The following is a 20,124-nucleotide window of genomic DNA, read 5'->3' on the forward strand; positions in this document are numbered from 1 at the left end:
TATTTTCACAAAAATATAAGTAAAAATTATTTATTGAATCCAAAAACTTGAGAATATTTAAATTAAAATTCCGCAATATTTACAAATTCTTAAGAATTAATTGAGAAAGATTTTTATTTAACAACGATGTTGCAATGGTTACAGCGATTTGATAGAATTTCAGAGTCGGTTATTCTGTGCGTTTTTGGGCAGCAATGGTTGAAACCCTTGCCACACCTACAGGGTGATCCTAATTAAGACAGGTAAATTAGTCAATTTCACCCACAACGATGATCTTTTTTTTGTGTAGTTTTATTGCAAAAAAAAAGTTTTTTTGACAAAAAGCACAAAGTATGATAGGAACACTGGTGTATTTCTGTCCGCGAAACTCAAAATCAGGGGATTTCCTGTTTCCAAGTCAAGAAATACAGAAAAGCAGTAATTCGATCGAGAAATCGATAAAAACAGCCTAGACTAGAAAAAGAATCCTCTATCCTGACAGCTATCCTGTGGAGATTACTTTTTTAGGAACCAGTTCTGGGGTTCCCACTCGTTCCCGTAATGTCTCTAGTATCGCCCTTCGTTTGCCGCAACGGGCGGAAATATGGCTGTTTGACTGTGGAGAAGGGACTCAACACCAGTTACTGCGTAGCGACCTGAAAAGTTCCCAAATTCGACGCATTTTTATCACCCATATGCACGGGGATCATATCTTTGGTTTAATGGGACTGTTAGCCAGTATCGGATTAGCCGGTTCTGCTCAGGATATTGATATCTATGGACCCCCCGGACTAGCGGACTATCTGCGCGCTTGTGCTAAGTATTCCTATACTAATTTGGCTAATCGGGTGCGTGTCCATGCCATTTCCCCTGGCATACTCTACGAAGATGAAGAATTTACCGTCTCCTGTCAGCTATTAAAACATCGTATTCCCGCCCACGGTTATCGCATCGCCGAAAAAGACCGTCCAGGACGTTTTGATGTGGAAAAAGCCAACGCTTTGGGTATTCCCCCTGGACCAATTTACGGCAAGCTGAAAAAAGGGGAAACTGTCACCCTCGCCGATGGCAGCAAAATTCGCGGTCAGTCCCTCTGCGGAGAAACGGAAATCGGCCGTAAAATTGCCTATTGTACCGATACTATTTTCTGTGAAGGCTCGATCGAATTGGCACAGAATGCAGATGTGCTAATTCATGAGGCAACTTTTGCTCACCAAGATGCCGGGTTAGCCTTTGAAAGTGTTCACTCCACTTCAACGATGGCAGCCCAAGTGGCCTTGGCAGCCCGGGTAAAATTGTTATTAATGACCCATTTTAGTCCCCGTTATCTACCGGGTAATTCTCTGGATATTTCCAATTTGTTAGAGGAAGCGCGGGCGATTTTTCCTAACACTAAATTAGCCTACGATTTCCTCACCTACGAAGTCCCCCGCAACCGTCAAGAAATGGTCTTAGGAGTTAAGTAATTATGCCAGCAGCAGTAGAAGAAAAAAGCATGGTTCCCACGGTTTTAGTGGGTATTGGTGGCACGGGTAACGAAATTTTATCGCGATTGCGTCGCTTAATCGAGGAAAGTTATGGCAGTTTGAGTAATTTTCCGATTGTCAGCTTTTTGGTGGTTGACACGGATAAGGATTATAAAATCAGTAATCCTGAAGCTGCCGGCAGTGCTTTTAAAGATAACGAAAAACACTGGTCCCGGGTGAGTGGAAAACAGGTACAGGAGATGGTATCTGACATGGATAGATATCCCTGGATTAATAGTTGGTTTCCCCCGGAATTAGAGAGAAATATTACTTCCCTAGAAGCGGGAGCGGGACAAATTCGCGCCTGTGGACGTTTTGCTTTATTTTGTAATTATCATGAGATCCAAAGGAAATTTCTGGATGCGGTGAGACGGGTAAAAGGACAAGAAAACTTTATGCTCGATCGCTATGGAATTAAAGTTAATAATACTGCTATTAATGTCTTTACTACGGGGTCTTTAAACGGTGGTACGGGTAGCGGAATGTTAATCGATATAGGCTACTGTATTCGTAATTGGTTGCGAGGGGAAAGTAGTCCTTTAAGTACGGCAATTGTTCCCACTCCTGAAGCATTTGCGGGGATTAGTGTCGGCGATCGAGTTTTGGCTAATGGTTACGCTGCCCTGATGGAATTAAATTACTTTTCTGACTACAGAACCGAATATCATCAACAGTTTAGCAGTGGTTTGGTCGATGAAGTTGTTAGTAAATTACCCCCCTTTGATTTTACCTATTTAGTAGGAACAAAAAACGGAGAAGGTGATTTTAAACTCGGTCAAATTCGGGAAATGATCGCCCAAAATATTTTCCTAGATATGACCTCTGATTTTGCCCCCCATAAGCGTTCCATTAGAGATAATATTAAGGGTTCTTGGGCGCAAGCTGACCCTGGGGGTCGCGGTTATCCTAAGCAATTTATGAGTTTTGGGCTATCAACTATTGAAATTCCTATTGCCCAAATTCGTGCTTCTTTATCGGAACGTTTAGCCAAAGATTTAATTAATTGGTGGCTGAATGATTCCGTGATTTTACCCGCTCAAATGTTGGAGTTAGTAAGAGGTGATATCCTCAAAAGAATGCGCTTGAGCGAAGGGGAATTAATTATGGATTTATGTGCCGACAAGGATCGCTCTTTAATTGCCATAATCTCCCAATGGACTAACGAAACTCGTCAGGAAATCAATCAAGATAATTGGCTATCTTGTACCAAACAGGGTGTTAATATTTTAGGCAATGAACAGGGAAAAATTCTGCGATTTATTAATGATTATTTAACACCAAGAGTCGAGGAATTTAAACGCAATCATTTACTAGAATTAAGTCCCGATGAGCGGCTGCACGGCGATTACCTGAAAAAGATTTATAATAACCGGGATGAAATTATTCAACGGGGTAAAAAGTCTCTAGAAATGGAGTTTTATAATATCCTTGAGGATCGAAACCGTGGGGTAAAATTTGCCGAGAGTTTTATTGTTTCAGTACGACAAATCTTCACCGACATGGCAGAAAAATTCCGTCGCGATCAAGAACAGGTTTGGAGTCAAAACGAAAGTAAACGTCAACGAGAATATGATACAGCCTTAGCAGAAATTAATGATCTGAAAGATAAACTTCATGTCTCGAAAAAAGATAAGATGGAACAATATTGTGAACAAGCTTTAACGGGATTGGAAGGCTATTTAATGGCCAATATTCAACGAAAAACCAGAGGTGCAGGAGTAGAGGTTATTAATCGTTTACTGGAACATCTTAATCAATTAGAAAGCCGTTTTAATCGCTTTCGTCAGAAATTAATTCAAAGTCGCGATCTATTTAATCTCCAAGCTAATCAACAGATTGATAGTGCCGATGCTTTGTTAATTAATGGGATTAAACTATTTGATAGACAAGAATTAAATGGTCTTTATCAAGACTTTATCGAACAATTTGCTTCGGGGATTGCCGGTAACAAAAATGCCTACGATACAGGTATGGATAACCTTTGTTTACCCCTCTCAGAAGAGATTTTAAAGCAATCTAGCCCCCTCTGGAAAGAAACGCGCCGCGCTGATGAAAATATGCGTTTATTTGACATCACCGAGATTGCCGATATTCGTCAAGGAGATTTCCAACAAATTATCATAAACCAAGCTAATCAACTACTACAAAATGCCCCGGTTAGTAGTCGCATTCAGCAGGAATTAGCCGCTTGCGATCGCTTGTTAAAAATCTATAACAACGATGCCGATATTATCAATAATCTTCGCATTGCCTACCAAAAATCGCGACCCCTAATTATGCTCAATCCTGCGGTCTTGCGGGGAAAAGATGCGGGTTTTACGCCCCAATTAAATCAAAATGTTGCCCTGATTGGGGGAAGAAATACCAATAACCCAGCAGCCCAAAAAATTATTCCGAAACTGCGGGAATTTATTGCCAACGAAGACGATATTAAACCCTTGGGAGAAGTGGAAAAACATCGTCTTGTCTTCGTGCAGGAAATTGGCGGTTTTTCCCTACGCTGTCTCGATGGAATGCGAGAGCTGCGACAATCCTATCAAGACTGGAAAGGAGAATTTATTCTCGCTAAACGCGCCCAACAAATGGGGGAAAATCGCGATTTACCCATCCCCGTGCATATCCAAAAGGAAGCTCCTTTCTGGGATGTTTTTCCCGAAGATCCGAGTATTTATCAATTGGTGGTGACAGCCCGAGCTTTGAAAGTGCTTTTTCCAGAAGTCAATCGAGTCACTAATGAGAAAACAATTCGCTATGAAATTAAAACCGCAACGGGATTAAAAAAAGTCGATATCGCCACCAGTTGGGAAGATGCGGTACAGGTGTTAGAAGTAAAAGCTTGTCGCGAAGATAAGGAAAAAATTCAAAGTCAGGTGACGGCTAAGTTACAGGATTCGGCCACTCCGCAGAAAAAACAAGCTTTGTATCGGACTTTTATCAAATATTTACAACAACGTTCCGAGGAGTTGACAGGAGGAAAAGATAATACAGAATATAAACGGGAAGATGCAATTATTTTGCAGTTAATCGATAACTATAAGTTGAATAGCGGTGGAGAAATACCTCTTTCTTCGGTGACGGAAGTGGCTAACCCAGCTTTAATTATCTGTGGTAATTGTGGACATAAAAATCCGCCCTCGTCTAATTTTTGTTCTAAGTGTGGGGCAAAATTAGTTAAGTAGAAATTAGGCAATTTCTTGTTTTTAGTCCTCGGATAACAGAAAAAGTGGGGGTGTTAGCTGGACTAACATCCCCCACCATGAAAATTTTCGGGAAAAATTGCCTAATAGCGAAAAAACTGGATTATAATAAGGTCTTTACCCAAGATTTTTGCTAATCGCTAACTGCCATAGAAGCCAATCAAGACCCCTGTTTATCGAGAGAAAAACCAATGGTAGCCACTTTAAAAGGACGAGATGTTTTAAGAATAACCGACATGAGTAGCGAAGAAATCAGCGCCCTACTCAATCTATCGGCACAGCTTAAAGCTGGCAATCTTAACCCTAGCTGCAAAAAAGTCTTGGGATTGCTATTTTATAAAGCTTCCACCCGGACGCGGGTTTCCTTTACCGTCGCCATGTACCAGTTAGGGGGACAGGTGATCGATCTTAATCCCAGTGTAACCCAAGTGGGGCGAGGGGAACCCTTAGCAGATACAGCCCGGGTACTCGATCGCTATCTCGATATTCTCGCAGTTCGCACCTTTAAACAAGAGGATTTAGAAGCTTTTGCTAATTACTCGCGCATCCCGATTATCAACGCTTTAACGGATTTAGAACATCCCTGCCAGATATTAGCCGATTTACAGACTATCCAAGAGACTTTTCAGACTTTACGGGGAATTAACCTCACCTATGTCGGGGATGGCAATAATGTCGCTAATTCTCTCCTCTTGGGTGGTGCTTTGATGGGGTTAAATGTGCGGGTTGCCTCCCCCGCAAACTATCAACCCGATGGGGAAATTGTCGCCAGCGCCCAGGCTATTGGCGAGAAAACCGGTAGTAAAATCTTCATTACCGATGATCCCGTTACCGCAGTAAAAGACTCTCAGGTGGTCTATACTGATGTCTGGGCAAGTATGGGACAGGAAAGCCTCGCTGATGCCCGAATTCCCGTTTTTCAGCCCTACCAAGTCAATGAACAGCTAATGAGTCACGCTGACAAAGACGCGATTATTCTCCATTGTTTACCTGCTCACCGCGGCGAAGAAATTACCGACGGGGCGATCGAGGGTGTACAATCAAAAGTCTGGGAACAAGCGGAAAATCGGATGCACGCCCAAAAAGCTTTAATGGTGAGTTTATTGGGATTAATCTAGCTCCAGATGCTCAGTTACTAAAATAATCATTAAACTCGATCATCAATCATCCTAAGACCTGTCCGACACCGGAAGTTAACGCTAGGATTGATGGTAAGAGCAATAATCAGGGCAGCCTCCACACATACTATATGTCAGACACCTCCGCAGTTAAACAATATCTCGCCCATTGGTTTCAATTGGGAAAAAAAGTTATTTGTCCCAAAAACCAAGCTATGCTATTTCCGCTGCCAATTTTCAATGGCGATCGCTATTCAGCGGAGTTTGAAGATTGTTGGCAAAAAATGCTCGATCCTGAAAGTGGCGATTGTTACCTAGAAGGTACTCAACAAACTATCCAAGACTTACTTTCCCCTCAATGGGAATTTCATCCCTGCGCTCGTTGTACTATACCCGTACCAATTGAGGTACTGGGCCAATCGGGTTTATCCTGTCCCTGCCATGATTTGAGTAATTGGCCCAATTTAGAATTACCCCTACCCCATTTACCCGTCAATAGTCAAGAAAATCTCGATCGCATCCGGCAAAGATTGCTAAAAAATTCTCGCCAAGATTAACCGGACTAAAAGAGACGTTAGGGGTAACGTCTCGACAAAAGGGTTTAGATTTAACGATTTCTGCCAAAAAGATTGACTAAATCTCGCAATCTGTCGCTATATTCTCCGGTTAAAGCTTCCTGACGATAGCGCCATGACCAATTGCCTTCTGCGACACTGGGAGTATTCATGCGCGCATCCGATCCTAAACCTAACACATCCTGTAACGGTACGACCGCCTGATTAGCCACGGAACTATAGGCAAGTCGAATCAGATCCCAAGCCACTCCCTGACCACTGGGAGCGCCAAGATATTGATAAAGTCGCGCTTTTTCGTAGTCATTGGCGTTATCTTGAAACCAGCCCAGAGTAGTATTATTATCGTGAGTGCCGGTATAAATCACACAGTTGCGTTCGACGTTAAAAGGAAGATAGGGATTACCCGCATCACCCCCAAAAGCAAAGTGGAGAATTTTCATACCGGGGAAGGCAAAGTGATCGCGAAAATCTAGGACTGCTTGGTCAATATCGCCCAAATCTTCGGCAATAATCGGCAATTTACCCAAACGATCCCGGATGGTATTAAAGAGATCATAACCCGGGGCCTTCAGCCAACGACCATTAATGGCGTTTTCCTGGCCAAAAGCCACCGCCCAATAGGCTTCTAATCCGCGAAAATGATCGATACGGATGATATCGACTAGGGAAAGAACCCCTTTTAAACGGCGTACCCACCAGTCAAAGCCCGTATTTTTGAGATAATCCCAGTTATAAAGAGGATTTCCCCATAATTGACCCGTTGCTGAGAAATAATCCGGGGGAACCCCTGCCACTTCCAAGGGATTACCGGTTTGGGTATCTAGTCGGAAAACCGGGGGATTTGCCCAAACATCAGCGCTATTATGGGAGACATAAATGGGGATATCACCGATAATCTCGATACCAAGGGCGTTAGCATAGCGTTTTAGGGCTAACCACTGCTCAAAAAACTCAAATTGCAGGAATTTGTGCAGAAAAATCTCCTCTTGTAACTCCTGTTTCGGTGTTTCCAACGCACCCCAATGACGTTCGCGAATTTCTGTCGGCCATTCCATCCATGCTTTACCCTGGTAAGCGTGGGATAAAGCCATAAATAGGGCGTAATCCTCTAACCAATCAGCATTGCCAGCACAAAAGCCGGCAAACTGTTTGTAAAGAATTGTGTCAGAACCCTTGACAAAATTGCTCGCCGCCTTTCTAAGTAGGGGAATTTTCCAAGCGATCAATTTATCGAAATCCACTTGATCGAGGGGAAAATCGGGAATATCCTCTAAATCTGCATGACTAAGCAGGTTTTTCTCCCGAAGAATATCGAGACTAATCAGGAGATGATTGCCAGCAATGGCACTAAAACTCATGTAGGGAGAGTTGCCGTAGCCTGTGGGGCCTAAAGGGAGAATTTGCCAGAGTTTTTGACCACTTTGAGCCAAAAAATCGATAAATTGATAGGCTTCCCTACCTAGTTCTCCAATCCCGTAACGACCGGGGTGACTGGTGGGATGAAGCAAAATACCGCTAGAACGGCTAAAAGCCATGAAAAAACCCCCTTATCAGTGATTCGGTTAGCAGTTATTATATTTTTTAAAGCTGAATGCTCACTGCTATCTCAAAGCTAACCCGATCTCGATCGATAAGGGCAATACTTAACAACTTTATTAGACCTATAGGACAAAATCAGGCATTACAGCCGTACATTAACAGATCGTCTTTCCAGTGAAAAAGATTCCTTGGGATCACGTTCCACGCTACCCCGGAGGAAAAACCGATCGCTTGTCAGTTATTGCGCCAATGGTAGGGGCGCATCGGTCAGTGAGTTGATCGATGCGCCCAAAATGTAATATAGATATTTCTGCAAAATTGAGATGCAGCCGCCGAAAATTCAAGAGCGATTCACTTACTGTCAGTAAGTCCCACTTCTTGTAACCTCCTCTTCAACCCAGACCTGTTACTGTACTGTTCGTAAATCTGGTTCAGACGCTCTTGGAAAACGGGCAACCGGTTTTGATATTCGGCTAAGTCTCTTAATTTGACTAACAATTTAACAGCCTCATCGTAGGGTTTAGACTGGGCTTTCTGAATTAGGGACTCGACTTGCTGCCAAACTTGCGCTTCCCGTTTAGCTAAAGTTTGTAGTTCCTCAATTCGCTTGGCTTCCGCTTCTTGTTGTCGCCGTTTTTCTGCCTTTTTTCCTTCCTCAGCAGCAGCCTCAAGAAGTTCTTGGATCGTACGTCGAGGCTGGTTAGAAGCGGGAGAAGTAGGGATTAATTGAGACAGCTTTTGTTTGAATTTGGCAGATAAATTCGGTTCTCCTTTAGCCAATCTTAATAAGAAATCTTGGCGTTCAGAAGCCGATAATTGGCTAATAGCTTGTTGCCAAGTTTGCTCAGAGATAGTTGTTGGTTTACCACTGGATGCACAAGCAACATTTAATAAGTGTTCGTCCAATTCAACGATTTCTATAAAAGCCTTTTGAGATGCAGAAAGTTGATTTAGTCCGGGGGGTAGAGGAGGTTCTAGTTGGGTGTTATCGATGTCTATATATCCCTCGGATAAGGCAATAGCTTTCAGCCAAGCTAAATATAATCCTCGATAGTCTTGCTGGAGAATTTCTTGGCGTAATCCTATCAATTCCGATAGAATCCCTTCTCCTTCTATCCAGTCATCAAAACCTTCTTCTTGACTAAATTCCCAATCTAAAATTGCCCAATCTCCCACAAAAGATAAGCTGATATAATCATCAATACAGTAAAGTTCAATTGCTTCTCGGTCGATCAGGGATTTGGGAAAACGAAACATTAATTGCTGTGTTCCCCAGTTGGCGATGTAGTACATAATATCGAAATACCGAGCCAGCACTTGTTTGGTATCGCCTCGAAAATCGCCGTAACTATAGGTGAAACTGGCACTCGTTGCCGTCGGTTTGACGCGGCTCGATAGCTGGCCTATGGCAGCCCTTTCCTCTTGGGTGAGGGGGCGATCGATCGCTTGAAATTCGTAATATTGGTATTCGCTCATGGTGTGCAACCTATCTCAAGGTTTATTGATCAATCATAGTCAATGGATTAAAAATGATCCCCTAGAAATTACTTACCGTACCACATAATAGGTCGTTCCTATTCACAGGGTATAAAAATCCAATATTTCTTCCATAAATCTAGTTTCCTCTACCCTTCTTTCAGTCGTTCAGCGATAATTTTTTTCCTTTTGTTTTTGCCGATAAGCTTCAAATTCGGGGTTGGTAGAAAGAATTTGACGGACGCGCTCCCGACTTATGCCGTATTTATCCGCTATTTGCTGATAGCTTAATCCCTGCCTATGGAGTTCTAAAAAATCGTAACTTTTTTTAAGTCTTTCCTTTCTCTGTGCATCCCGTCTTGGGGTTAGACTCTTATTGCTAAGGTGTTTTACTATTTCCCTTCCCAACTCGGTCAAAGAATATTGACGGTTGCGACACGTAACCAATCCTTGTTTTTCCAATTCTTTAAGTATTTTATGTATTCTGGTTATATTATTAGGAGTTGTTGCCAATTGCCGAGATGGATCGGAAAGTATCCGAATTGCCGAATCAATTTGAATCGGATAATCTAACATCCCTTTCAGAATCTGTTTCTGTTTTACTTGGAGATTGGCGATCATCTCTTCTAAATGTTGAAAGTCTTCATTTTCATCCATCGGAATTATCATTTTTAATAGACCTCTCCCTAGTCTGATAAAATCACAATCATGAGATATTGTCAACAACTAACCGTAGCTTGCCCGGTAGTTTATCCCTTGGTAATGCACTTTTTGAAAAATGGTGATAAACTCAACTGTATTGGGTACACTCTCCCTATCGGAGGGATTTGAGGAAAAATCGGGAGAAAAAGCGATGAAAGAACGGGAAACATCCAACAAAATTGAAGCGGGTGGGGGTTTTCCCCTATTGCAATATTGGGCAGAAAAAACCCTCTCTCCTCAAGGGGTTAAACTCTGGCAAACCTTAAATCATAAAAGTGCCTGTTTAGCTTGCGCTTGGGGAACGGGAGGACAAAAGGGCGGTTTTGTCAACGAAGCGGGGGAAAGTCTGCAACGTTGTCTCAAAAGTGTCGAAGCGATTACTTCCGAATTAATGCCGGGTATTAAAACCGATTTTTTTCAGACCTATCATCTCGCTCAATTACAGTCCTTAACCTCCTTAGAATGCGATCGCCTGGGTCGTTTCAGTTATCCCGTTCTCTTAAAAGCTGGAGAAAGTCACTATCAACGTATTAGCTGGGAAGAAGTTTATCGATTAGCCGAACAAGCTTTTCGTCAACCGTCCGAGACTCTGGCCTCCTATAGTTCGGGACGTTCTTCTAATGAAGCCGCCTATCTCTTACAATTGTTTTTCCGGGCATTAGGAAGTAATAATTTAGCCGATTGTTCCGATCTCTGTCATGCCGCCTCGACCGTAGGATTAAAACAGGTTTTCGGCTCCGGGACTTCGATGGTCAGTCTGGAAAGTTTAAAACAAGCCGATTGTGTGGTATTGATCGGTTCTAACGCCCCCGCTAATCATCCTCGCCTGATGAATGAATTAATTCAAATTCGTGATCGCGGCGGTAAAATTATTATTATTAACCCGCAAATTGAAGTCGGATTGGTCAAATTCTCCTCGCCCGCTTTTCCGATTAAATCCCTATTGCGGGGCGGTTCCGATATTTCTACTCTCTACCTACAGCCGATTCCGGGTAGCGATACCGCCCTATTCGTCGGATTACAAAAATCTTTGATCGAACAAAATTTAGTCCGGTGGGATTATCTCGAATCCCATACAGAAAATTGGCAATCTGTTATAGATTATGCCCGACAAATACCCTGGGAAACCATTACTAAAACCTGCGGTTTATCTAGAGAAGAAATTGAAGCAACCGCCGCCCTTTTCGGCAATTTAGAGCGAGTGGTTTTCGCTTGGGCGATGGGGGTTACACAACAGGAAAATGGTGTCGATAATATTATCAGTATTGCTAATACAGCTTTACTTACAGGTAATGCTGGTAAAATAGGTGCAGGAACCATGCCAATCAGAGGTCATTCTAATGTACAGGGCTTCGGTTCTATGGGCGTTACGGTGAAATTACGTCGGGAAATCGCCGAGGCACTTTCTCAACTTTTAGGAAAGCCATTAAATATAACCGGCGGTTATGATACCAGGGCATTAATTGAAGCTGCCGAACGGGGAAAAATCAACACCCTTTTCTGTTTGGGAGGTAATCTTTATGGGGCAAATCCAGATTTAACTCAAGCCAAAAAAGCCTTAGCACAAATTGATACGATTTTTTATGTGGCTACTAAGCCAAATTTAGGACATTTTCACGGATTAGCCCGACAAAATACGGTAATTTTACCCGTCTTCGCTCGTTTTGAAAATCCTCACCCGACAACAACCGAATCGGGCAATAATTTTGTCCGTTTTAACGAGCGGGGAAGCAGTCATCTACAGGGTTCTGATGTCGATATCATCTCGGAAGTAGAACTATTAACAAATATTGCCGTCAAGGTTTTAGGCACAAACCCGATTGATTGGTCGAGATTACACGACACCGCCTATATTCGTCAGTTAATCGCCAAAACGATTCCGGGTTATCAAAAAATCGGGCAATTAGATCAAACCCAAACAGAGTTTACCATTAGCGGACGGATTTTTACCGAACCCCATTTTCCGACATCGACCGGAAAAGCGCAAATGTCCGTCACCCCTTTACCCACTTTAAAAGCACCGGAAAAGCAAGATTTCAACCAACCGGAAAATGCCCCCGGAATTGCCCTGATTCTCGGAACAGGACGCAGTTATGGACAACATAATACCGTCGTTTATCAAGTGGGTGATAAATATCGGGGAATGCCTCACCGTCATTGTTTATTGATGAACGCCGAAGATGCCAAAAAAGCCAGCTTTCAAGAACATCAACGAGTCACCGTTCAAGGAGATGCCGGCAAATTAGAGAATATTGAAATTATTTTCGGTCCGATTCGCGAAGGTGTTGGCTTTATGTTTTATCCCGAAGCCAATGTTTTATTCAAGGCTAAAATCGACCCTCGCTGTGGAACCCCCGCTTATAAACGAGTTCCCGTCTGGGTTTTTTAGTTATCAACTCCTCGGATTTTCTTTTTGGGAAATAATGAAATAGAGTTAAGCAAGCGAATAAATGAACGAAACCGAGTCCAATTCTGGGAAAGCGAAATTAAAGAAGCTCCCTATCGCTTTGATCGCATTTCTGTTATCCTGTTCTTACGATCATAGAATAAATAGCCATGGGTAAGTTTTTACTAACCGTATTAAGCATAGCAAGTTTGTTGGCTGTCGGGATGGCTACCCGTGGCATTGCAAGTCCCACATCTGCAGCGACGAACTTGCAACTAGCTCAACGCCCTAACTGTAACAATCCCCAGACTCAAAGCGAAATGAACATTTGTGCCAGCATAGCTTATCAAAACGCTGATCGCAAGTTAAATCAAGTTTATCGACAACTACTGCCAAAACTGTCAGCTTCTCGCAAACAAAAATTAATTAGCGCCCAACAAGCTTGGATTAAGTTTAGAGACAGCAGTTGCGAATTTGAAAGAAGTGCCTATGAGGGAGGATCGATGGCTCCCATGATTTACGGTTTTTGTTTGGCAGATGTCACCGAGCAGCGCACCAAAGATTTGCAGAGATATTTAGAAGATAGCGATCGCTAAGTCAAAATCGCCGTTGATATTACCGATAATTCCTTAGACGTTTACTGCACAACAGCCTAAGCGGGTGAGGGGAATCGAACCCCTATCATTAGCTTGGAAGGCTAGGGTTTTACCACTAAACTACACCCGCATTTTCTTAGCACTTTCGTTAGTATAACACGAATTGCCGATTTTTGCAAGTAGGGCTTTTCGGCTTGTTAATCGCCTCTAAAGTCCCGATCGCTCCTTTATTTCCCCGATTTGGCTAAAAGTTTCTTCCACGCGATCGAGATCTAGTTGGGAGAAATTATCGATCGCCCAGTTGGACACTCTCTGCATAAAATGGAAGGGATAGGTATGAGCGATTCCCACCACCTGCATTCCCGCTCTTTTGGCCGCTTCGCAACCGACAAAAGTATCTTCAATCACCAGACATTCCCAGGGTTGCAACTGTAGATTAAAATTCCAACGATTGAATCTTTCCACGGCCAGTAAATAACCATCTGGTTGGGGTTTACTGGTGCTAATCTCATCACCGGTGACAATGACACTAAAGTAATCCCCAAGGGCTGCCTGTTGCAAGATTGATTCCACTTCCGAGCGTATTGCTCCCGTCACCAAACCGATTTGTAGATCTCTGGCCTTAACCCGTTCTAAAAAAGAGTATATCTCCTCATAAATAGGAAGTTTCTCTAATTTTCCTATTCTTTCTCGGTATAAACTGGCTTTTTTGTTAATTAACTTAGTCAGATATTCCTCGGTCACTTGACGACCGCGACGGGTGAGAACATTACGCAAACAGACGCGATCGCTTCTCCCCAGACATAACTCCGCAAATTCCGACCCTAGGGGCAGCAGATTTTCCCCGATCAAGATTTCATTGATTAACTCCTGATGGATCGGTTCATCATTGATGATCACCCCATTAAAATCGAACAGAACAGCCTTTAACATCAATCTTAGACAGAAAAGCTAATAAATACTAAATATTCTTGATTATACTAAAGTTTTTCGTCGGGGCCGGGTGTGGGGAAGCTAAGACCCATTTTCCCCCAATCCCCCCCCCGAAGTCGGGTAGGGTTGATTCATGAATCAACCCTACTGTGAATCAATTCTAGGCTCTAGGCGGCAGGGGGGATCAAAGACAAAATCTATCTTCTATTTAATCAGAACCACTTAATTATCGGAACTAAAAAGGCTTATATATATTTTGGCACGGATTCCGATTATACTAAAAAGTATAGGTCAAATCGAGGGATTTTGTCAAGTCTTTTTTGCCATTAATCTATATAATTTTCGGGCTGCTTACCAGTCATCGTCCTGAAAAAAATTATGCTCTTCGGTTTTTGTTAGGCAAGGGAGGGGGTGATAAGGAATGAAACCCCTATAGAGACAGACATTGCTGCGATTTTTGTCAATTGTTTTCGCTCTAGAACGAACTAATCAATTAAGTCTCTTGCCAGATAAGGATTTAGTCAATTTATGCCCCCATATCGAACCATACCAAGTAACGAGGAACCTTCTTTTTCATCTTCTTGAATCGCCGATTTCGGGACAATGACGACGTTAACCGATTCCTCGACTTCGTTTAATAGTTCTAAAACATATCCTTCCTCACCCCCCTTCGGATGGGGAACTATATCGGCAAGAATCGCCAAATCACCCTGCTTAAGATTGTATTCGGGAACGTCGCGGGCTAGGGTCACTTCTTCGTATAGTTGCGCCATGGTTTATTTTTTCTTTCTGGGTTTGAGGGTGATAAATTGAAATTGATGATCTAGGTTTCGTTTTAGCCAAATCGTGACAACGGATAGGGGAACTTGATTACTGCTGATTAATTCCCCCTCGACTCGATCGAAGGTTCCGTATTCGATTAACTGATCAAGTGTATTAATTGATATTGTTTCAAGTTTTTTTGGGGTTGTAATTGCAGAAAGTTTTTTGAAATAGTCTGGACTAAAAAGGCTTATATATATTTCGACACGGATTCCGATTATAGTAAAAAGTATATGTCAAATCGAGGGATTTTGTCAAGTCTTTTTTGCCGTTAATCTATACAATTGCAGAGGACAGGAGAAAAAAAGGAATTATTGGGTACAAAGAGGCGATGGGATGTTATTATTTAAAACCGATTGCCCGGAAGCAATGGCAAATAGTAGTGGAATAGGCGATTAAAGGAGTGAAACCTGTGCAAATATTCACAACAATCCCCGGTTTACGCACTTTTTTGGCTGATTATCGCCATGATCGCAGTATTGCCCTGGTGCCAACCATGGGCGCTCTCCATAAAGGTCATGCTAGTCTAATTCGACGCGCAGTGGCCGAAGCGGAGGTAACTGTGGTCAGTATTTTTGTTAATCCTCTACAATTTGCTCCCACAGAGGATTTTTCTCGCTATCCCCGCAGCCTTGACAGCGATCGCCAATTGTGTGCATCCTTGGGAGTTGCTGCTATTTTTGCTCCTAGTGCGGAAACTTTAGGAATTGGTGATTCTGAGGACATAACCGCAGTTATTCCCCCGATTTCTCTGACTAGCGGGTTATGTGGTGCTTTTCGTCCGGGGCATTTTCAGGGAGTAGCCACAATTGTCACTAGGTTGTTTAATATAATTGCACCGACGATCGCCTATTTTGGCGAAAAGGATGCCCAACAGTTAGCGATTATCCGGCAATTAGTCAGGGATTTAAATTTAGCGATCGAGATTCGCGCTTGTGCTACAGTGAGAGAAACATCGGGATTAGCAGTTAGTTCTCGCAATCAGTATCTATCGACCGCAGAAAGGGAAAAAGCGACAATTATCGTCAAAAGTTTGCAATTAGCTCTCGAAAGTTTTCGTTTAGGGGAAAGACAAAGGGAAAAACTACTGGCTATTGTCCAAAAAAATCTCGACAGAGTACCAGAATTTCGCTGTCAGTATCTGGATTTAGTCCATCCCCAGAGTTTACAACCGATCGAGCAGATCGAGACAGATGGCTTGTTAGCGATCGCTGGATTGATCGGTCAAACCCGTTTAATTGATAATATTATCTTGCGTCAACGTCGGGCAGTTATCGCTATTGATGGGCCTGCTGGAGCGGGAAAATCCACAGTCACGCGCTTAGTAGCGGAAAAATTGGGGTTAACCTATCTCGATACCGGTGCGATGTATCGCGCGGTGACATGGTTAGTAGTCAATTCCGGTCTGGATTTGTCCGCAGAAGCGGCCATCGCCGAGTTATTATCTTTAGCGAAGATAGCAATAATTCCGGCCGATAGTCCCGAAAATGTGACTATAGTGAAGATTAATGGGCAGGATGTGACTTTAGAGATTCGCTCTCCCGCAATTACCGCGCAAGTGTCCAGAATTGCCGCTCAAAAAGCGGTGCGACAGCAGTTAGTCACCCTGCAAAGAGAGATGGGAATGTCGGGGGGAATAGTCGTCGAAGGTCGGGATATTGGTACTAATGTTTTCCCAGAAGCGGAATTAAAGATTTTTTTGACAGCGACACCCGAAGAAAGAGCGAGAAGGAGATTAAAAGACTTAGAAGCGCAGGGAAATGGGGGTATTAGTCTCGCAGAATTAACCCAAGAGATTGAAAAAAGGGATTATTTGGATAGTAATCGCTCCCTAGCACCCCTGCGAAAAGCCGCAGATGCGATCGAAGTTAATAGCGATCATCTCACTATTGCAGAAGTCACGGAAAAAATCATTGCTCTTTATCATCAAGGAGAAGAAAATCAATGGAGAAGCCTCTAGTTTTTTTAGATACTGATGTTTTGATTTCTTATCTACGAGGAGATCTAGCCAGTGTACATTTATTCGATCGAGTATTTCTCGATCGCGTTTGTCTTGCTATTAATGCGATTGTTTTACAAGAGTTATTATTTTTAGCAGAAGTTCGTAATCATCCTGAAATAGTCGATCGGATTCAAGAAAAGGTGACTATCTTGGATTTTGATTTAGTTAAACTTGATAAATATTGGCAAAATGCTAGAGATATTCGTAATATTTTGGCAGACTCGAACGATGTTTTAATCTTAAGTAGTGCCGCTAATTGTGATTATTTAGTTACCTATGATCAACAACTTAAAAAAGCCTCTAGTTATCTATATAACTCTAAACCGATGGTAGTAACAACTGAAGAATTATTAGAGGTTATCGATCAAGAAAATATAGTCCCTTCTAGCCTCTCTTGCCAAGGATATAAATCGTCAAATTTCTCCTTAAACAAGGTGATTTAGGGAGATAATTATGAAGTTAAATTCCCTGACTATCAAATCTATCTGTTTAACGGTAACTTCCTTGATAATTATCGGCAGTCCAGCTATATCTTTAGCCGATCATAGATCACCAATAACTTTAGCTTCTAGGGATTTATCAAACCAGCAACAGGGACGAACAATTATTCTTAATGGTCGTTCTTTCTCTATTCCTTGGCAACAGTGGACAGTAGGAAATAGTACCAGAATTGCCATGAGTGACACGGGAGCAAGACAATTATTCGGCATGGATTTTCTTAGCACAAATGATCCGAAAAAGCAACCGATAAGCTGGTTTAATTTACAAACTTTATCAGCTAATTTTATCAATTCCGATCGCTGGCTAGACGTTACGGATATTTTACTAACAACGGGTGCAACAACCACTATTAATGGCGATAGTTTAACTATTAACTTTCCTGCTCCCCAGATTCAAGATATTCAGCTAGAAAATTATGGAGCAGTACAACGGATTATTATGCAACTCGATCGCCCGACCTTTTGGCAAGTTAGTCAGGCAAAAAATCAAGCAGTGATTACCCTAGAAGGAAATGCCCAGCAATCGCTTATCTCTAGGTTTCAACCCCAAACTAGCAGCAACAGTAACCAAAATAACGATGAAGATGATCTAGGCAACTCTAATAATAACTTACCCACTCAGATCACTTCCTTAGAAAATAATGGTTCTCTCAGTCGTTTAAAAATCAATCTTCCCACTGCCTACGGATTACAGATCAGCAGTGTGGATAATCCTCCCCGAATTATTATTGATTCTCGTCCCGATGCTATGGATGAAAAGCGCATTGTTTGGCAACCAGGGTTAATCTGGAATCAAAAATATATCCAGTTAGACAAAGATTGGTTTCCCGTGACTTGGTTAGAAATCGATCCCAGAAATCCCCAGATAACTATTAAACCGATTACCGCTAATTCCACCTCAATGCGCGGCACTAATCCCCTGATCGCGATTAATAGCGAAAGTAATGCGGTAGCGATGATTAATGGCGGCTTTTTTAATCGTAATAATCAGTTACCTTTGGGGGCAATTCGTGTCGATGGCAAATGGTTATCCGGACCAATTTTAAACCGAGGAGCGATCGCATGGGATAATCGTGGTCAGATCAGGATCGATCGCCTCAGTTTAGAGGAAACTCTCATTACTGCCACTGGACAACGTTTTCCCCTAACCCAGTTAAATAGTGCTTTCCTGACAGCCGGCTGCAGTCGTTATACTCGCGATTGGGGAAATAATTATCATCCCCTCACCGAGCGCGAAACTGGGTTAGTCGTCCAAGGCGATCGCATAACGGAGAAATTAAATAATCTTTTCCCACAGGATAGTATCGCCATACCAGAAAATGGTTATTTAGTCATCTGCCGAAAGACAGATATTAATTTAAATATTGGTGAAAGAGTCAACCTCGATAGCGTCACCCTACCGAGAGATTTTGCTGATTATCCCCAGATTTTAGGTGCTGGCCCCCTATTATTGCAGAATGGGCGCATAGTTTTGGACGGAAATGCCGAAAAATTTAGTCCTGCATTCCAAAATCAACAGGCTTCCCGTAGTGCGATCGCCGTCAGTCGAGAAGGAAAAATTTTGCTAGTGGCTATCCATAATCGTGTCGGGGGAAGGGGGGCAACTTTAGGCGAATTAGCCCGAATTTTGCTGTTAATGGCGGCAAAAGACGGTTTAAACCTAGATGGGGGTAGTTCCACCGGGATAGCCTTGGGGAGTTATCTGCTCGATCGCTCTGCCGTTACCGCCGCAAAAGTCCATAATGGAATAGGGATATTTTTGTCCCCGTCTCCTTGAAAGGTGTGAAAACAATGGATAATAGCGACTGGATTAAACAATTGCTGCTGATGGGTATTGGCACTACTTCCATGGTGGCAGAAAAGATCAAAGAAGTGAGCGACGAATTAGTAAAAGACGGTAAAATCAATTCCGATCAGGCTAAAAACTTTGTCGATGATCTGATGACACAGATGAAGTCCGAACAGGGAAACTTCGAGAATAACTTAGAACGCTATATCCGCAATATCTTGCAGGATTTAGGGGTTCCCCGACAATCGGAAATGGACGAACTGCGAGGAAGGATTGATAGATTAGAACGGCAGGTGAGAGACTTAGAGAATAAACTCTGGCGTTAGGGAATTATGAAATCAATGCGCGAAATCTTGCTCAGTTTTGCTATCATTGCGGTTTGTGGCTTATTTTTAATCGTTGCTTCCCTCTTTGGTGGGGGGGAAAAAACCAATGCGATCGCCGCAGAAATCGAGCCACCCGCTATCACTCAAACTATTAATAAGGAAATCATCTCCATGGATTTAGATCAAGCAGTCACCACCGATTCGGGACTAAAATACATCGATATCGTGGAAGGAACTGGAGAAAGTCCTCAAAAAGGTCAAAAAGTGACTGTTCACTACACGGGAACCCTCACAGACGGCAAAAAATTCGATAGTTCCAAAGATCGCAATCAACCTTTTACCTTTACCATTGGAGTTGGTCAAGTGATCAAAGGATGGGATGAAGGAGTGGCATCGATGAAAGTCGGTGGGCAGCGTACCTTAATTATCCCCGCAGAATTAGGTTATGGTGCGCGGGGTGCGGGTGGGGTGATTCCTCCCAACGCGACTTTACTTTTCGATGTGGAATTGTTGGAAGTTAAATAGGGTCTGCTGAATAAATCTAAAAACCTTGTTGGGTAAGACTTTTAGACTTTTTGTCAATCAAAAAGTACCAGGCATGGGAGTGATCAGGGGGAAAATTCAGGTACTTTTTCCCTGAAAATTAGGTAGTTGACCA

General features: G+C 42.6%; 16 protein-coding genes, 1 tRNA gene and 1 pseudogene. 12 read left to right on the forward strand and 6 right to left on the reverse strand.

Features of this window, described 5'->3' with window-relative positions; all coding sequences use genetic code 11:
* The first annotated feature begins 488 nt into the window (after positions 1-488).
* The 4 genes from IM319_RS00360 (at position 489) to IM319_RS00375 (ending at position 6,377) form a co-directional block, all read left to right on the forward strand.
* Positions 489-1,445, forward strand: coding sequence for a ribonuclease Z (locus IM319_RS00360; RefSeq protein WP_287077930.1), 957 nt, complete (start codon positions 489-491; stop codon positions 1,443-1,445).
* 2 nt (positions 1,446-1,447) lie between these two features.
* Positions 1,448-4,684 carry a tubulin-like doman-containing protein gene (locus tag IM319_RS00365; RefSeq protein WP_287734220.1) on the forward strand — a complete coding sequence of 1,079 codons (3,237 nt, stop codon included), beginning with the start codon at positions 1,448-1,450 and terminating at the stop codon, positions 4,682-4,684.
* 209 nt (positions 4,685-4,893) lie between these two features.
* Entirely contained in the window at positions 4,894-5,820 is a 927-nt protein-coding gene (gene argF / locus IM319_RS00370; RefSeq protein WP_287734221.1) for an ornithine carbamoyltransferase, read from the forward strand.
* Positions 5,821-5,951: 131 nt separating this feature from the next.
* Entirely contained in the window at positions 5,952-6,377 is a 426-nt protein-coding gene (locus IM319_RS00375) for a hypothetical protein (protein WP_287734222.1), read from the forward strand.
* A 50-nt stretch (positions 6,378-6,427) separates the two neighbouring features.
* Here IM319_RS00375 and malQ read toward each other — a convergent pair whose 3' ends face one another.
* From malQ to IM319_RS00390, 3 genes are all read right to left on the reverse strand, one after another.
* On the reverse strand, positions 6,428-7,930 hold the full coding sequence (malQ, locus tag IM319_RS00380) for a 4-alpha-glucanotransferase (protein WP_287734223.1): 1,503 nt from the start codon (positions 7,928-7,930) through the stop codon (positions 6,428-6,430).
* A 355-nt stretch (positions 7,931-8,285) separates the two neighbouring features.
* A complete protein-coding gene (locus IM319_RS00385; RefSeq protein WP_287734224.1) occupies positions 8,286-9,410 on the reverse strand; it encodes a hypothetical protein in 1,125 nt (374 codons plus the stop codon).
* Between the two features lie 168 nt (positions 9,411-9,578).
* On the reverse strand, positions 9,579-10,067 hold the full coding sequence (locus IM319_RS00390; protein ID WP_287734225.1) for a sigma factor-like helix-turn-helix DNA-binding protein: 489 nt from the start codon (positions 10,065-10,067) through the stop codon (positions 9,579-9,581).
* Positions 10,068-10,263: 196 nt separating this feature from the next.
* Here IM319_RS00390 and IM319_RS00395 point away from each other — a divergent pair, with 196 nt between their 5' ends.
* Entirely contained in the window at positions 10,264-12,501 is a 2,238-nt protein-coding gene (locus tag IM319_RS00395; protein ID WP_287734232.1) for an FdhF/YdeP family oxidoreductase, read from the forward strand.
* Positions 12,502-12,668: 167 nt separating this feature from the next.
* Positions 12,669-13,094, forward strand: coding sequence for a lysozyme inhibitor LprI family protein (locus tag IM319_RS00400; RefSeq protein ID WP_287673892.1), 426 nt, complete (start codon positions 12,669-12,671; stop codon positions 13,092-13,094).
* A gap of 59 nt (positions 13,095-13,153) precedes the next feature.
* Here IM319_RS00400 and IM319_RS00405 read toward each other — a convergent pair.
* Positions 13,154-13,224: transfer RNA gene (locus IM319_RS00405), tRNA-Gly, on the reverse strand.
* A gap of 77 nt (positions 13,225-13,301) precedes the next feature.
* A complete protein-coding gene (locus IM319_RS00410; protein ID WP_287734226.1) occupies positions 13,302-14,027 on the reverse strand; it encodes an HAD family hydrolase in 726 nt (241 codons plus the stop codon).
* A 411-nt stretch (positions 14,028-14,438) separates the two neighbouring features.
* On the opposite strand from IM319_RS00410, the pseudogene IM319_RS22680 reads away from it, so the two are divergent.
* Positions 14,439-14,634, forward strand: a pseudogene (locus tag IM319_RS22680) (hypothetical protein).
* Here IM319_RS22680 and IM319_RS00420 read toward each other — a convergent pair.
* The gene (locus IM319_RS00420) at positions 14,549-14,800 is read right to left on the reverse strand and encodes a DUF4926 domain-containing protein (RefSeq protein WP_287734227.1); all 252 of its coding nucleotides are present in this window, start codon (positions 14,798-14,800) and stop codon (positions 14,549-14,551) included. The pseudogene IM319_RS22680 and the gene IM319_RS00420 overlap by 86 nt on opposite strands.
* Positions 14,801-15,261: 461 nt before the next feature.
* On the opposite strand from IM319_RS00420, the gene IM319_RS00425 reads away from it, so the two are divergent.
* The 5 genes from IM319_RS00425 to IM319_RS00445 are packed head-to-tail and all read left to right on the forward strand — an operon-like array spanning position 15,262 to position 19,991.
* Positions 15,262-16,809, forward strand: coding sequence for a bifunctional pantoate--beta-alanine ligase/(d)CMP kinase (locus tag IM319_RS00425; RefSeq protein ID WP_287734228.1), 1,548 nt, complete (start codon positions 15,262-15,264; stop codon positions 16,807-16,809).
* The gene (locus tag IM319_RS00430) at positions 16,794-17,294 is read left to right on the forward strand and encodes a type II toxin-antitoxin system VapC family toxin (protein ID WP_287734229.1); all 501 of its coding nucleotides are present in this window, start codon (positions 16,794-16,796) and stop codon (positions 17,292-17,294) included. Before IM319_RS00425 ends, IM319_RS00430 begins: the two co-directional genes overlap by 16 nt.
* A 10-nt stretch (positions 17,295-17,304) precedes the next feature.
* Complete coding sequence (locus IM319_RS00435; RefSeq protein WP_287734230.1) at positions 17,305-19,128, forward strand: phosphodiester glycosidase family protein; 1,824 nt, start codon at positions 17,305-17,307, stop codon at positions 19,126-19,128.
* A gap of 14 nt (positions 19,129-19,142) precedes the next feature.
* Positions 19,143-19,466 (forward strand): phasin family protein, encoded by a 324-nt coding sequence (locus IM319_RS00440; RefSeq protein WP_287687669.1) that lies wholly within the window; start codon positions 19,143-19,145, stop codon positions 19,464-19,466.
* 6 nt (positions 19,467-19,472) lie between these two features.
* The gene (locus IM319_RS00445; RefSeq protein ID WP_287734231.1) at positions 19,473-19,991 is read left to right on the forward strand and encodes an FKBP-type peptidyl-prolyl cis-trans isomerase; all 519 of its coding nucleotides are present in this window, start codon (positions 19,473-19,475) and stop codon (positions 19,989-19,991) included.
* The last annotated feature ends 133 nt before the right edge of the window (positions 19,992-20,124 follow it).

Source organism: Microcystis sp. M113S1 (genome assembly GCF_020246945.1).
GTDB lineage: Bacteria > Cyanobacteriota > Cyanobacteriia > Cyanobacteriales > Microcystaceae > Microcystis.